At 61.6% G+C, this 14,845-nt stretch carries 13 protein-coding genes; 9 read left to right on the top strand and 4 right to left on the bottom strand.

Features of this window, described 5'->3' with window-relative positions; translation table 11 throughout:
- Window positions 1–180: 180 nt before the first annotated feature.
- A complete protein-coding gene (locus tag MJP36_RS07320) occupies window positions 181–501 on the top strand; it encodes a hypothetical protein (protein WP_305988033.1) in 321 nt (106 codons plus the stop codon).
- 127 nt (window positions 502–628) lie between these two features.
- On the opposite strand, the gene MJP36_RS07315 is transcribed toward MJP36_RS07320, so the two are convergent.
- Window positions 629–1,981 carry a sensor histidine kinase gene (locus MJP36_RS07315; RefSeq protein WP_244385117.1) on the bottom strand — a complete coding sequence of 451 codons (1,353 nt, stop codon included), beginning with the start codon at window positions 1,979–1,981 and terminating at the stop codon, window positions 629–631.
- On the bottom strand, window positions 1,978–2,640 hold the full coding sequence (locus tag MJP36_RS07310; RefSeq protein WP_060754342.1) for a response regulator: 663 nt from the start codon (window positions 2,638–2,640) through the stop codon (window positions 1,978–1,980). The genes MJP36_RS07315 and MJP36_RS07310 overlap by 4 nt, the downstream gene beginning before the upstream one ends.
- 147 nt (window positions 2,641–2,787) lie before the next feature.
- Between MJP36_RS07310 and MJP36_RS07305 the strand changes: the two genes are divergently transcribed.
- The 5 genes from MJP36_RS07305 to MJP36_RS07285 are packed head-to-tail and all read left to right on the top strand — an operon-like array spanning window position 2,788 to window position 7,559.
- A complete protein-coding gene (locus tag MJP36_RS07305; RefSeq protein WP_060754343.1) occupies window positions 2,788–3,054 on the top strand; it encodes a PepSY domain-containing protein in 267 nt (88 codons plus the stop codon).
- Window position 3,055: 1 nt separating this feature from the next.
- Window positions 3,056–3,601, top strand: coding sequence for a cytochrome b/b6 domain-containing protein (locus MJP36_RS07300; RefSeq protein ID WP_244385116.1), 546 nt, complete (start codon window positions 3,056–3,058; stop codon window positions 3,599–3,601).
- A gap of 20 nt (window positions 3,602–3,621) precedes the next feature.
- On the top strand, window positions 3,622–4,890 hold the full coding sequence (locus tag MJP36_RS07295; protein ID WP_060754345.1) for a sialidase family protein: 1,269 nt from the start codon (window positions 3,622–3,624) through the stop codon (window positions 4,888–4,890).
- Window positions 4,890–5,501, top strand: coding sequence for a hypothetical protein (locus tag MJP36_RS07290; RefSeq protein WP_244385115.1), 612 nt, complete (start codon window positions 4,890–4,892; stop codon window positions 5,499–5,501). Before MJP36_RS07295 ends, MJP36_RS07290 begins: the two co-directional genes overlap by 1 nt.
- Window positions 5,502–5,537: 36 nt before the next feature.
- Window positions 5,538–7,559: an LTA synthase family protein gene (locus tag MJP36_RS07285; protein WP_244385114.1), complete on the top strand. Its 2,022-nt coding sequence runs from the start codon at window positions 5,538–5,540 to the stop codon at window positions 7,557–7,559.
- On the opposite strand, the gene MJP36_RS07280 is transcribed toward MJP36_RS07285, so the two are convergent.
- Window positions 7,560–7,934: a c-type cytochrome gene (locus MJP36_RS07280; RefSeq protein ID WP_060754348.1), complete on the bottom strand. Its 375-nt coding sequence runs from the start codon at window positions 7,932–7,934 to the stop codon at window positions 7,560–7,562. It abuts the gene before it with no gap.
- Between the two features lie 166 nt (window positions 7,935–8,100).
- On the opposite strand from MJP36_RS07280, the gene MJP36_RS07275 reads away from it, so the two are divergent.
- From MJP36_RS07275 to MJP36_RS07265, 3 genes are all read left to right on the top strand, one after another.
- Window positions 8,101–8,481 carry a response regulator gene (locus MJP36_RS07275; RefSeq protein WP_104994767.1) on the top strand — a complete coding sequence of 127 codons (381 nt, stop codon included), beginning with the start codon at window positions 8,101–8,103 and terminating at the stop codon, window positions 8,479–8,481.
- A gap of 194 nt (window positions 8,482–8,675) precedes the next feature.
- Window positions 8,676–9,290 carry a biliverdin-producing heme oxygenase gene (locus MJP36_RS07270; protein WP_060754350.1) on the top strand — a complete coding sequence of 205 codons (615 nt, stop codon included), beginning with the start codon at window positions 8,676–8,678 and terminating at the stop codon, window positions 9,288–9,290.
- Window positions 9,287–11,530, top strand: coding sequence for an ATP-binding protein (locus MJP36_RS07265; RefSeq protein ID WP_244385113.1), 2,244 nt, complete (start codon window positions 9,287–9,289; stop codon window positions 11,528–11,530). The genes MJP36_RS07270 and MJP36_RS07265 overlap by 4 nt, the downstream gene beginning before the upstream one ends.
- Here the strand turns inward: MJP36_RS07265 and MJP36_RS07260 are convergent.
- Window positions 11,521–14,841 (bottom strand): DEAD/DEAH box helicase, encoded by a 3,321-nt coding sequence (locus MJP36_RS07260; protein ID WP_244385112.1) that lies wholly within the window; start codon window positions 14,839–14,841, stop codon window positions 11,521–11,523. The genes MJP36_RS07265 and MJP36_RS07260 overlap by 10 nt on opposite strands.
- Window positions 14,842–14,845 lie beyond the last annotated feature (4 nt).

Below are 14,845 nucleotides of genomic sequence, written 5' to 3'. Positions count from 1 at the left end.
TACCGCCGCAAAAGCAACCCAAGAAGGCGTCGTGATGCAATGAAACCTACACCGAAAAAGCCTCTCCTCTACCGCTCGGTCAACACCCGAACCCATGGCGTGCGCCACGGCAGTTGTCGGGCTTACCGATATGAACGACACACCAAAAGCGAAAAAGACAAACTGTCAAACCGTGGGTCAATGCACAGCCATCAACAACACGGTTTTGATTACACCCCACTCTTCCGGTTTCTTCTATCCAAGGTCGGCCACCCATGGGATCAGGTTTTCAGCGAAGCCAAAGCCCGCCTGGATCGCCCAGAGCCCATATTCTGGATGGTTGCGCTACATGAAAGCGACAAGCAGGATGACGTGAGAACGGATGAAAACAGCTACTACAGCGGCCTGTGGGTCGACGAAGCCGGGCTGTTGCAAAAGGTCAATCCACAGCTGACGGCTGAGCAGATGGAACCGTCCTGCGACTGCTGTACCCACACCTTCAACGGCGTGGTGTTCGCATAGCCTTTCGCGCGCAAACGGCGAAGGACAGCGATACGAGCATCGGGGCCTGCCAGGCATACCGAGGTGATCCCATCGCAGCCTCGCTGGGGCTCGACAGCTCCCACAGGGGATAGGAGGTGCGGCCGCTTCAGGTGTTCTCAAATACCAACCGCGCGCACAACCCGCCCCGCTCGCGGTTATGCAGCGCCAAGCGGCAGCCGATCTTGCCGACGATCATCTGCACAATCGCCAACCCCAACCCCGCGCCATTGGCATTGCCTCGGCTGTAAAACCGCTCGAACAGGCGCTCCATCTGCGCCTCGTCAATCCCCGGGCCCTGGTCTTTCACGCTCAGGCAATGGCTGCCGATCACGACTTTCACTTCGCTGCCCGCCGGGGAGAAGTTGAGGGCGTTGGTGACCAGGTTCTGGAACGCAATGGCCAGCGCCACCGGTTCGGTGGCGACCCAGCAAGCCTCATTGCCTTCGAGCACCAGGTCCACGCCTTTTTCCAGGGCCAGCGGGGTCAACTCGGCGAGTTCTTCGCGCACCAGTTCGGTCAGTTGCACCCGTTCACATACGGGGTTGTTCAGTTGCGGTTCGATGCGTGCCATGGTCAGCAGCTGGCTACCGATGCGGGTGGCGCGGTCGACGCCGTTGACCAGAAACTCCAATGCCTCGCGCCGTTGTTCTTCAGTGACGGCGCTCTGCGCGTTCTGGGCGTGAATGCGCAAGATCGCCAGCGGCGTGCGCAGTTCGTGGGCCGCGTCGGCGATGAAACGGCGTTCACGGTCCAGCAGTTCATCCACTTGGACCAACAGGCGGTTGAGCGCGGTTTGCATGGGCTCCAGGTCGCCAGGCAAGGGCTTGAGGTGCAAGGGTTGCAAGGTCTCGGCGGTTCGCCCACGGATGGACAGGGCCATGCGGCGCAATGGTTTGAAGCCCCAGCCAATCACCAGCCAGATCAACAGCGCCAGCAGCGGTACGCCGATCAGCGTGGGCCAGAGGGTGTGGCGCACAATGCGCTGGATCAGGTCCTGGCGGATGTCATCGCGCTCGCCGACCCAGATCAACAGACCCTGCTGCGGGTCGGCCAGAAGGAAGGCGCACCAGTCGTTGCCGTTGTCCATCAGGTCGTGGGAACCGAGGGTCGCGGGCGGCGCCGCCAGCACGGGGGCTTCGGCGGAGCGCACGAGCAACTCACCCGCGCTGTTCCAGACCTGGAACGTCAGGCGGGTTTCATAGGGGTGGGCCACGCCATCGTCGCCCACTCGGCTCATGGCCTGGTCAAACGCCTGGTACAGCCGGTCCCAATCCGCTTCGCCGGGGTCACGCTGGCGCAACACGCCTTGCAGCAGGCGCGCACTCTGGGCGAGTTGAGCGTCGTAGACTTCTTCGATTTCGTGGTGGCTGTCACGCAGCACCAACCAGCTGATCAGGGCGTCACCCGCCAGGATCAGTAGCAACACAGGGACGAGGATGCGCGCGCGCAGCGAGGTCATGGTTTGAGCGCCAGTACATAGCCAACACCGCGCACGGTGCGGATCAGCTCGGTGGATAACTTTTTGCGCAGGTTGTGGATCAACACTTCCAAGGTATTGCTCTCGACCCGATCCTGCCAGCCATACAGCGCACGGGACAGGCGTTCACGGGTCACCACCTTGCCGGGGCGCACCATCAGTTGGTGCAGCAGTTGGTATTCCATCGGGGTGACGATGATGTCGGCGTCCTGGTAGCGCACTTGCTGGGTGGCCGGGTCGAGGCTGATGCCCGCGTGCTCGAGCATCGGTTGCGCACGCCCCTGACTGCGGCGCAACAGAGCGCGCACGCGGGCTTTGAGTTCTTCGACATCAAAGGGTTTGATCAGGTAGTCATCCGCGCCGGCATCCAGCCCGGCGATGCGCTCGGCGGTGCCGTCGCGGGCGGTGAGGATCAGCACCGGGATATCGTGCTGCGCGGCGCGCAATTGCTGCAACAGGTCGAGACCATCGAGGCGCGGCAAGCCGAGGTCGAGCAGCAACAGGTCGAAGCTCTCCGTGCGCAGGGCATGCAGGGCCGCGAGGCCATCGTGCAGCCAATCGAGGGTGTAGCCTTCGGCGCCCAACGCCACGCGAATGCCCTGGCCGAGGGCACGATCATCTTCGACGAGGAGTAGGCGCATAGCGAAATCTCTGTAGGAAACGGCCGCATCATGCCGGGTTCTGACCCTGGCTATTTCGGCAAAGATGTTACGGCGCATTGCCAACTAAGGTTGCGCTAAGGTTGGTTTTGCACTGTGAAACCTCCCACATTTGCTGAGAGCTTTTCCATGCGCAAAATTCTCCTGCTGTCCCTGATTCTTGCCAGCCCGCTGGCCGTCGCCGGCCCGCAGTGCACCACCGCCGAGCGTTCACAGTGGCAAGACGAAAAAGCCTTCCAGGACAAGCTCAAGGCCGACGGCTACACGATCAGCAAATTCAAAGTCACCGACGGCAATTGCTACGAGATCTACGGCTTCGACAAAGACAAGCGCAAGGTCGAGATCTACCACGACCCGGTCACCGGCAAAGCCGTGAAGACTGAGATCAAGGGCTGATATGCCGGGCGACTCCCTGCGTCTGTGGGACCCGCTGGTCAGGCTGTTTCATCTGTCGATCGCCGGGGTCTTCATCGCCAACTACGCCTTGAATGAGGCGGGCGATACCTGGCATGTCTGGCTGGGCTATTACGCCATGGCCTGGCTGCTGGTGCGCACCGTGTGGGGGGTCGTCGGGCCGCGCAGCGCACGCTGGGCAGACTTCTGGCCCACACCAAAACGGCTGAAGGCCCACGTGCGCTCCCTGCTCGACCGCAACCCGCAACATCGCTTGGGCCATTCGCCGCTGGGTGCGCTGGTGATGGTGTTGATGCTGACGGCCCTTCTGACACTGGGTGTCAGCGGTTTCCTGATGCAGGAAGTGGACGCGCTATGGGGCGCCGACTGGCCGCTGCAAGTCCACGCGAGCGCCGCCAATGTGTTGCTGGCGCTGGTGTGCGTGCATGTGCTGGCGGCCGTATTTGAAAGTATCCAGGTGAAGGACAACCTGCCGTTATCCATGCTCACCGGCCGCAGGAAGCGCTTGCCGGATGAGCGTGCGCAGTAATCTTTTCCGACAGGTTCTCTATGCGCTCCGCCTTAATCATTTGCAGCCTGCTCGCGGTATTTTTCGCCGCTTGGCAAAGCCATCCGCCGCATACCCTGGCGCCATTTGCCCAAGCCGGCCCGAGCGATACGCCAGCCGCCACGACGCCGCACTACACCAGCCGTTTTGTGTCCTCGCAGCTCACCGACTTTGTGCACTCCTCTTCCGTGACGGCCCTGCCCGGCGGTGATCTGATGGCGGTGTGGTTTGCCGGCTCTCGCGAAGGCGCCGCCGATGTGCAGGTGCGCACTGCGCGGTTTGATGCGCGTAGCGGCGAATGGGGCGCCGAGCAGGTATTGGCCACGCGTGAAAGCACCCGCGATGGCACCCAGCGCTACATTCGCAAGCTGGGCAACCCGGTGATCGCGCTAGGGCCGGATCAACGCCTGTGGATGTTTTATGTGTCGGTGTCGGTCGGCGGTTGGGCCACCAGCGCGATCAACGTGATGGTCTCGCAGGATCTGGGCGCGAACTGGTCGGCGCCGCGCCAACTGGTGACCTCGCCTTTCTTCAACATCAGCACGTTGGTGCGTGCCGCGCCGGTGTTTCACGCCGACGGCTCCATCGGCCTGCCGGTTTACCACGAGTTCATGGGCAAGTTTGCCGAGTACTTGTACTTGAGCGCCGACGGTGCAGTGATCGATAAATTCCGCATCAGTCGCGGCAAGCACTCCCTGCAACCGACCATCGTGCCGCAGGATGGCCAACGCGCCGTGGCGATGCTGCGTTATGCCGGTGACACCCATCACCGGGTCCTCGCCAGCCGCACCGAAGATGCCGGGCAAACCTGGAGCGAACCCTACCCACTGGCCCCCGCCAACCCCAATTCGTCGCTGGCAGCCGTCGCCACCCAGGACGAGGGCCTGCTGGTGGCCCTCAACGACCTGCAAGACGGTCGCTTCAAACTCAGCCTCTACGGCACCGACGCCCGCCTCAGCCAGTGGCGCAGCGTGATCGAGTTGGACCAGTCGCCTGACCCGCAGGGCCAACCGTTCGCCCCCGAGGTGTACAAAGAGATCATCGGCGAAGGCTTTCGCGCCTCCAGCGGGGCCCGGCGCCTGCCGCTGGCACAACGTTTCCTGAGCAACCTGGACTACCGCGTGTGCAAGCCGCGTGGCTGTGAATTCGAATATGAATACCCCTACTTCAGCCGCAGCCCGGACGGCATGTACCACTTGGTGTACTCCTGGAATAACACCTTTATCAAACACGTCAGCTTCAACGAAGCCTGGCTCGCGGAGCGTCTGTGATGATGTCGTTGTGGCAAGCCCATTTGAGTTTTGTGCTGCTGGGCTTTGTGCTCTCCAGCACGCTGGGATTCACCCGGCGATGGAGGCCATGGTTGTTGCCGATGTGGGCAGGGCTCAGCTTCATTCCCGTGCATGAACTGCCGCTGGCTGCCTACGTGCGCAGCTTCACCGATGACTTGGCCATCAGCACCCTGGTGTTGCTGGCGTGGGTCGCGCTCTGCCGTTTGGGGCTGCGGCAACCGCTTGAGCCCAGGCATCAACTGCAACTGCTGATGCTGTTCGGTGGGCTGAGCCTGCTGCTGTATCCGGCCACGCTGGGGCTGACGTATGTCGACCCTTACCGTTGGGGTTTCAACCCGCGCCCGATGATCGTGATGCTGGCAGCTACGGCGTTGTTACTGGTTTGGCTGCGCAATGCCCTGTGCGTCTGGATGCTGGCGCTGGGCACCCTGGCGTTCGCCCTGCGGCTCAAGGCTTCGGAGAACTACTGGGATTATCTGGTCGATCCGCTGTTGGCGGGTTACTGCCTGGTCGCGGGTCTATTGCAACTCAAACTGTGGGAGCGGGCTTGCTCGCGATGGCGTCGGCACGGCCAGAGCCGCTTTGGCTGATACACGCTGCATCGATTCAAAAAATGAGGACGAAACATGGGTGCGTTGCAATCACGCCGCCTGCGCTATGGCGTGGGTGCGATCGGGTTGGTGTTTGTGTTGCTGGCGGCACTGCGGCTGGTGTTTGTGGTGGGCTTTTCGGGCCTGGATCTGAACACGCCAGGGCTGATGGAAACCCTGGGCATCGGCCTGCGGTTCGACCTGCGCCTGGCGGTATTGATCCTGTTGCCACTGGCCGTGCTGGCCTGGCTGCCACGCTGGAACCTCACCACGCTGCCGGCCCTGCGCTGGCTGGCACGCGGCTATCTGGTGCTGGTATTGGCGCTGGTCGGCCTGGTGTACATCATCGATTTCGGCCACTACGCCTACTTGGGGACACGCATCAACGCGACCGTGCTTCGCTACCTGCAAGACGCGCAGATTTCTCAACAGATGGTGTGGGAAACCTACCCGGTGCTGTGGATAACGGCCTGTTGGCTGAGCGCCGTGGGCCTGTGGGTGTGGGCGCTGGTCTGCCTGGAACGACTGACCCTGGACCGCAAACCCCAGCCTATCGGCAAACTGGCGCTGGCTTCTGTCTCAGTCATCGGCGTCATCGCGGTACTGCTGGCCCTGCTCGGCCGCGTGGCTAACCTCAACCTGGAAAACCCGGTGCCCCTGCGCTGGAGCGACGCCTTCTTTTCCGGCAACAGCCAGGTGGCTGCGGTGGGCCTGAACCCGGTGCTGTTTTTGTACGACACGCTCAAGGTCGGCCAGGCGCAATTCGACGAGGCCAAGGTGCGCGAGCTGTACCCGCAAGTCGCCCACTACCTGGGCGTAGACCAACCCGATGCCGAGGGCTTGAACTTTACCCGCGAACAGGCCGTACAGCCCTATCGCCTGGCCGGCGAGCGGGCGCCCAACGTGATCTTTGTGATGCTCGAATCCCTCGGCACCAGCGCCGTGGGTGCCTACGGTAACCCGCTGAACCCCACGCCGAACCTGGACAAACTGGCGACGCAAAGCTGGTTGTTCAAACACTTCTATGTGCCCGTCACCGGCACGGCGAAAACCGTTTGGGCGAGCATCACGGGCGTGCCCGACGTGACCCGCCGGGAGACCGCCACCCGCAACCCGTTGATCACTCGCCAACACACGTTGATCAACGCGTTCGAGGGTTACCAGAAGTTCTACATGATCGGCGGCAACGCCGGTTGGGCGAATATCAACGCCCTGATCCGCCAGAGCATCGACGGCGTGCAACTGTTTGAGGAAAGCCACTGGCGCTCGCCACGCGTGGACGTGTGGGGTATTTCCGACCTGGATCTGTTCAAGGAAAGCGATCGGCTGCTAAGCGCTGTTCCCAAGAACCAGGCGTTCTTCGCCTACCTGCAAACCTCCGGCAACCACCGTCCCTTCACCATTCCTGAGCAAAACGATGGTTTCCAGGTAAACGACGTCACGCTGGAGCAGGCCCAGGCGGCCGGTTCACGTAGCGTCGAGCAATACCAGGCGGTGCGGCTGCTGGACTACAACATCGGCCGCCTGATGGAAATCGCCAAGGCCGGCGGCTGGTACGACAACAGTATTTTTGTGTTCTTCGGCGACCACAACACCCGCATCAGCCAGATCCCGCACATGGCCCCGGCTTTCGAGCAATTGGGCCTGGAAAGCAACAACGTGCCGTTGCTGATCCACGCGCCCGGCCTTGCGCCTCGCGTGATCGAAGAAGCGGTGGGCCTGGCCGACCTGCTGCCCAGCGTGGCCGGCCTGGCGGGCGTGCCGTTTACCAATGGCGCAATGGGCCGGGATATCCAGCAACCGGCGCCGGAAGGCGAACGCATGGTGCCGTTAGTACTGCAGGAAGGTACGTTTCCGATTATTGGCGGGGTCACCCAGCGCTTTCTCCTGCAAATGCAGCACGACGGTAGTTCACCCACCTTGCATGATTTGGCCTCGCCGACGCCTCGCGAAGACGTCGCCCAGCAACATCCCGAAGCGTTCCAGCGTTTACAGGCGCTGACACGGGGTCTGCATGAAAGTGCACGGCTGATGCTGTTCAGGAATGTGCGCGAGTAATCACTTGGGCTGGAAGGTTTCCAGGTACGCCAGGATGTCCTGGATTTTTTGCGGGTCACTGATGCCCCAGAAAATCATGCGCGTACCGCTGACCACTTTCTTCGGCGCCTCGATATAGGCGGCGAGTTTGTCGCGGGTCCAGACCACGCCGGAGTTTTTCATCGCATCGGAGTACTGATAGTCCGTAGTGGTGCCGGCGGGCCTGTCGATGATGCCGTTGAGCTGCGGGCCGAAACCACCCCGCGCGCCCTCGCCGATGCTGTGGCAGCCGCCGCAGGTCTTGGTGAAGAGCTTGCCGCCCGCCTCGGCATCCCCGGCAGCGAAGGCCGGGCCGGTGGTGAGCATCAGGGCGCAGGTCAATAAGGCGTACTTCATGGGCGACTCCACATCAGGTGTAGCGGGCGATTATGCCTGTTTGTCAGTCGGCCATGCCTTGAGGCGTGCGCGCCGATGACCACTCATCGTTTTGGATAGCCTGGATCGAACCTATTCGAGCCGGTCCCACTCCATCTAGTTGTTATCAGCGGGTGAAGTAAAAATCATGGCTCAGCCAGCAATTTTAGTGTTGGAAGACGACGAAATCATTCGGGCGTTGATGGTGGATGTACTGGAAGATTTCGGTGCTCGAGTGACGTCGTTTCCGTCGGCTGATGAAGGCATGATTTACCTGGAACGCGGCGATGCCCCGGTGGACCTGATTGTCAGCGATATCCAGATGCCAGGTTTACTCAATGGGTATGACTTGAGCAAAGTCGTGGCCCATCGCTGGCCCTCTGTGCCGGTGGTGCTGACGTCCGGCAATACCAAGTTGGCGGCTGAGTTGGGCAAGTCGGTGAGATTCCTGCCTAAACCCTGGAGCGTCGAGCATTTACTGCAATGCGTGCAAGGAGCTCTGACCCCGCAGGGTTTCTCGATGCATTAATAGCACCGCGACATCATTTGAACTGAACTTTGCGGTATTCGCCAGGGTCGTTGGTGAGACTAGGAGCGATTTTTTCTGATCCGCCGGTCAGTGTTTTCGTGTTTCGCGCAGAACCCGGCCATGAGTTGTGTAGAATCGTCGCCCATTTCCACGCGTCATTCATGGCCGAGAGGCCCACAGTTCGAGCTTATTGAATGCATTCACAGGCCCATGACGTCAGTGCGCCCTCGTTGCTGGAAGCGTTGCGCACAGGCACCGGCTTGTTGCATGTCGCGTTGGAAAAGCGCTTGCCGTTTTTTTCCGAACACCTGGACGCGCAGTGGTATCAGCGCTTGCTCCAGGCGTATTACGGATTTTATGCACCGATGGAAGTCAGCCTGTACGCAAGCGGCCTGATCCCCGCAGGCTTTGACCCGGCACAGCGTGTGAAAACCCCGACACTGGTGAACGACCTGAAAGCCCTCGGCCTGGATGACGAAGCCATAGCGGCCTTGCCCTACTGCCGCCAACTGCCGACCTTCGACACACCCGCCGCGTGCCTGGGCGCCCTCTACGTGCTGGAAGGCGCGACGCTCGGAGGCCAGGTATTGCGCCGGGAAATGGCCCAGCGCCTGGCGGTGAATGCCGACAACGGTGGCGCATTTCTTAACGTCTACGGCGCCGAAACCGGTCGACGCTGGAAAGACTTTCTCGATTACCTGGGTTGCCTGCCACTGGACGCTGACGCCAAAGCGCGCGCGGTCATTGCTGCCCGCTCGACATTCAGCGGCTTTGAGCAATGGCTCGAACGCCAGGAGGTACTGCTATGAAACCCGATGATTTTGAAGAACTGCTGGCCAACTGCGCCGACGAACCGATCCGCTTCCCCGGCGCCATCCAGCCCCACGGCGTACTGCTGACCCTGTCGGAACCGGGCCTGAATATCATCCAGGTCAGTGCCAACGTCGGCAGCCTGTTTGGTCACGCGCCAGAGTCACTGCTGGGCCAGCCGTTGCACACATTGATCGGGATGGACCACGCCCAGGCCGTGCAATCGATAGCCGAGCACGATACGTTTTTCGACGCGCCAGCGCTGCACGTCACCTTCAATGGCGAGCCCTTCGAAGGGTTGCTGCATCGCCACCAGAATGTACTGGTGCTGGAATTCGAACCGCGGCTGGAGCACTTCAAGCCGCGCGCGCTGAATGGCCGCACCAGTGACCTGGGCAAGATGCTCAAACGCCTGCAATCGGCGAAAACCCTGCAGGCGCTGTACGAAATCAGCGTGGCCGAAATCCAGGCCATGACCGGTTACGACCGCGTACTGATCTATCGTTTCGAAGAAGAAGGCCATGGCCAGGTGATCGCCGAAGCCTCGGCACCGTCGATGGAGCTGTTCAACGGGCTGTTCTTCCCGGCGTCCGACATTCCGGAACAGGCCCGCGAACTGTACCGCACCAACTGGCTGCGCATTATCCCGAATGCGGCCTACGAGCCAGTGCCCTTGGTGCCCAAGTTGCGCCCGGACACCGGCCAGCCGCTGGATTTGAGTTTCGCCACCCTGCGCAGCGTGTCGCCGATTCATTGCCAGTACATGCAAAACATGGGCGTGCTGTCGTCCATGAGCATTTCGCTGATGAAGGGCGACAAGCTTTGGGGGCTGATCAGTTGCGGCAACCGCGAGCCGTTGCTGGTGCCCAACGAACTGCGCAGCGCCTGCCAGACCATCGGCCAGGTGCTGTCACTGCAGATCAGCGCGATGGAAGCGTTGGAGCTGAACCGGCAGCGCGAAGAAAAAATCGACGCCTTGGCCACCCTCGACAAAGCCATGAAAGCCTGCGACGGCAACGTGTTCGACGGCCTGGCCCAGCAAGGCCAAGTGCTGATGGACCTGACGCTGTCCGGCGGCGTGGCGATCATCGAAGACAGGCAACTGCACCGTTTCGGCAATTGCCCGGAACCGGCGCAGATCCGAGCGCTGCATAAATGGCTGCAAGACAGCGGCGAAGCGGTTTTCTCCAGCCATAACCTGGTGTCGGTCTACCCACCCGCCGCAGCGTTTCAACAGGTCGCCAGTGGAGTCTTGGCCATGAGCCTGCCGAAGCCTGTGGATAACGGCGTGTTGTGGTTCCGCCCGGAGGTCATCGAGAACGTCAACTGGAGCGGCGACCCGAACAAGCCCCTCGACCTGGAAAGCTCTGACGCCGGCTTGCGCCTTCGCCCGCGTACGTCCTTTGAAATCTGGAAGGTGGAAATGGCCGGTATCTCCACCAAATGGAGCCATGGCGACCACTTTGCCGCCAATGACCTGCGCCGCTCGGCCCTGGAAAACGACCTGGCCCGCCAGGTTTTGCGTGAACAACAGGCCGTACGCGCCCGTGATGAGCTGGTGGCGGTGGTCTCCCACGACCTGCGTAACCCGATGACCGTCATCTCGATGCTCTGCGGCATCATGCAAAACGCCTTCAGCTCCGATGGCCCGCACACGTCACGGCGGATTTCGTCGGCCATCGACACCATGCAACAAGCCGCCGGACGTATGAATACGTTGCTGGATGACCTGCTCGACACCTCGAAAATCGAGGCGGGGCGTTACGTGGTCAAGCCGGTGGCGCTGGATGTCAGCCAGATGTTCGAGGAAGCCTATGCCCTGCTGTCCCCACTGGCGATGGAGAAAGGTATCGACCTGTCGTTCAACGCCGAGCCGGGACTTCGGATCAACGCTGACCCGGAGCGGCTGTTCCAGGTCCTGTCGAACCTGATCGGCAACGCCATCAAGTTCACCCCGCGCCAGGGCAATATCGGTATCAGCGCCATGAGCCATGGCGAAGAGATCGTGTTTTCGGTACGCGACTCCGGCGAGGGCATCGAACCCGAGCAATTGCCTCACGTCTTCGACCGTTACTGGACCAAGACCGAAAACAACCCCACCGGCACTGGCCTGGGGCTGTATATCAGCCAAGGGATCGTGCAGGCTCACGGCGGCAAGATCGTTGCTGAAAGTGAGGTGGGGCGTGGCAGTGAGTTCCGCTTTACGGTGCCACGCCTCCACGACAACGCTCAGGCCTGACCCAAGCGGTCGGGCGACGCTTGTGCCCGCCCGCTCTTGTTAAGGATGCCGAACGCATTACGCGTGAGCCGGGCCAGCGCATGTTCGCCACGCGCGGCCAGGGAGAAGTGTTCCAACTCTCCCCACAGCTCAATGTCACCCACCAGGTAGACCCGATGCCTGGCGCGGGTCAGCGCCACATTCAGCAGGTTGGGTTTGGAGGCGGCCCATTGCGCGCCTCCCGCGTGGTCCCTGTCCGCGCCCAGGATCATGAACACCGTGTCCTGCTCTTTGCCCTGAAACGTATGCACCGTGCCGACGTTACGCTTGAGCCACTCTTTAAGGTCCGTGCGCCGGGGCTCGGCCCCCGCCCATTTGACTTGCATCAGGTGCTGGCGCAACGCCTGGCGCACGGCCTTGAAGGGCGACACCACATACAATCCGGGCAACGCCTGGTCGCGCTGGAACAGGCACACGATCACCTTCGCCATGAATTCAACCTGCTCGTACACCACTTGTTTGCGGGTCACGTTGCCGCGGATGTCGACCCAGCCGCTGGGCAGGTCGATCAGCGGCGCGTCCGGGGCGTTTCGCTGCGCAAGGCCCAAGACCATCTTGTCGTCATAAGCCATGCGATTGGCCAGGGAAAACATCGGGTCATAGCAACGCCGGTGCACGCGCAACGGGCTGCCAATCCAGAGACGCTGCCCCATCATCGGCGCATAGGTGCCAAAACGGCTGGCTTGATCCGCCAGGCGTTGCACCGACACCTGATGGGGCGCATAGCTGTCGTCCTGGGTAAACGGTGACAGTTGCCCCAAGGCCGTGATCAGTTGCCGTGGCAGGGTAAACACCGGTTCAATTTGCAGCGGGTCGCCTACCACCACACAACGTCGGGCTCGCCATAGCGCACCGACCGCCGCCTGGGGCACCGCCTGCCCGGCTTCGTCGATAAACACCCACCCCAGCGCGTCGTGTTGCAAGCCTCGGAACTGATTGGCAAAGGAGGCAAACGTGGTGGACACCACCGGCACAATCATGAACAGGGTTTGCCAGATCGGCAGTACGTGGCCGGCGTCTTCCGGCTGCTTGTTGTTCAGCAGGTTGGAGATGGCCCATAGATTGGAGCGCATGCGGTTTTTGGGCTGCCCGGCCTCATGCAACCAGGCTTGCTGCAATTGCAGGGCAGCCGCGAACAACGCCGAGCGCAGTCGAGCGAACTGAGCGTCATGCCACAGACCGTTGATCTGAAACTGCGGCAACTCCAAGTCAGCCAGGGCGGCAGGCAGCACAGGAACACCCAGGCGTTGCTCAAGTACCGCACGCTCTGCGGTTTTGGTTTCCCAGTCGCGAGACCTTTGCGCCAGGCTGCGCTCACCGGCTTGCCGTTGAGCGTCAAGCTTCGCGAGCTGGCAGGAAAGGGTCACCGCTTCGCTTTTGAGCGCTCTGAGACGAGCATGCGATTCGAGCTGCAACTTGGCATTTTCAGCGCATTGGCCCATGTAGGTCTTGGCAGACTGGGTGCGCCACAACCGCGCCCACCAACCAGGCGAGGTGCGATCGATCAGTCGTTGCTGTTCGACGAGCAACAGGCACTCCTGCCCCTCCACGTGCTGCAGGCGCAGATTCTCGCGTACAGCCGCGTCAGCAGCCTCCACGCCCGCTCGCAATTGCGTATGAGCTTGCTGCGCCTGCGCCACGTAGCTGGCCTGGGTACCATCGCCCAGCTCTTCGAGCAATTGCGCCAGGCGCTCGCGCTCAGCCAGTGCGGCGCTGACGGCCTTGTCGGCCAGGCTGAAAGCGGCGCGAGCCTCAGCAAAACGGGTCGGCTGCGCCTGATCGAACCACTTCCAGAGGGTCTGCGGCCGCTCGGTTTTATCGGACTCGAATTCGTTGAAAAACAGCCCTTCGCGAAAGCGTCGCCGATTACCGGCGTTGCCCAATGCACAGCTGACAAGGCCCCAGGGAACGTCCCGGCCCTCGGGGAAAACCGGGCCGGATTTTTTGACCTTCACGGCCAGGTTATGAGCCACCGGTTGCAGGTAACCGACCGATTGCCAGGCAGCGTCCAGGGCGCTGCGCTTGGTCAAGTCCACCGAGATGTTTTCCACCGCGGCATTATTCGACGATGCCACGACCATCTCGAAACCGGTCAGGGCCTCGATCAAGGGCCACACCTTGCGCTGTTCATCCATGAAACGAACAGTCAGCGGCTGCGTACTGAACGCATCATTGACGCTCGACAGGCCCGACAGCACCCGCGCACGGCGCACGATGTTGTCGGCAAACAGATCTCGCAACAGTGTCGTCTTGCCGGTACCCGGCGGCCCGTTGACCGCAAACAAGCCGCTGTACTGCAAGTCTGCGCCGGCTTGATTGAGCGCGAACTGTTGCATCAGGCTCATCGGGTGTTCGGCGTTGCCCAACCAGTGGCCGATGCTCAAATGGCGCGGCCGCAGCCGTTGGTACAACAGCTCGCGCCCGGCGTTGGAATACAGGTCCAGGCGTTGATCGTCGGCAAGCGGGGTCAGGTACTGCCGCAGGGCGGCGGGCACGTTGCCTGTCCGCACACTGTGCATCGCCCGCTCGAGATCGCCGATGTAAAAGCTGTTGAGGATGTCGAGGTCGTCGACAGGGTCATCCTCATCCTCCTCCTCTTCTTCCTGGAGTGTTGCGGGCTCCTGATCGCTTGCATCATCAAGCGCCTGGGTGGTCCTGGCCTTGGTCTTGACCTCAAGTACGGCCAGCGGCTGGTCAGCCCCTGGGTAAAAACCCGCCCACTGGCACAGGGTCTGGTGCAGCGAAAGCACTTCACTCGCCGTCAGCGGGCCGCTGGCATTATCCACACGGGTGGCGAAGAAGTTGTTGAACCGGTTGACCAAGTCGTCGCGGGCAGACTCGAACTCGGCGGCTCCCAGCGCTCCCAACCCGTGGGACAACGCCTGGCCCAAGGCCCAAGGTGCGGTAGAAATGGAGATGGAGCCGGCGAGGGGGCAACCAGACTTATCCAGGCTGATCCTGGCAAAACAGGTCTGCCCCTCAAGGTCGGCACGCGCCTCTTCCTCGAAGCGCGCGGCGACACTCAACGGTGCGGGAACCGGTACTAACTTCTCACACAGCGAGAGCACTGCAGACTTGTCGAACACGCCCAGGAAGAGGCTGTAGCTGATGATCTCCTGATCAACAGGGACATCCATGCGATTCCACTGGGTAGAGCCGGCGTCGAGACAGGCTTGCGGCAAGATCACCTTAGATTGCCAGTCCTCCAACTCATCCAGGCGCTGATCCAGGCCATAGGGCACAAAAAATTCGACCTTGTGCCAATAATCCAATATG

The organism is Pseudomonas palleroniana (assembly GCF_022836895.1).
GTDB classification, from domain to species: Bacteria; Pseudomonadota; Gammaproteobacteria; order Pseudomonadales; family Pseudomonadaceae; genus Aquipseudomonas; species Aquipseudomonas palleroniana.
The sequence above is the reverse complement of the archived record's forward strand: the minus strand, read 5'-3'. Positions and strand labels throughout refer to the sequence as shown.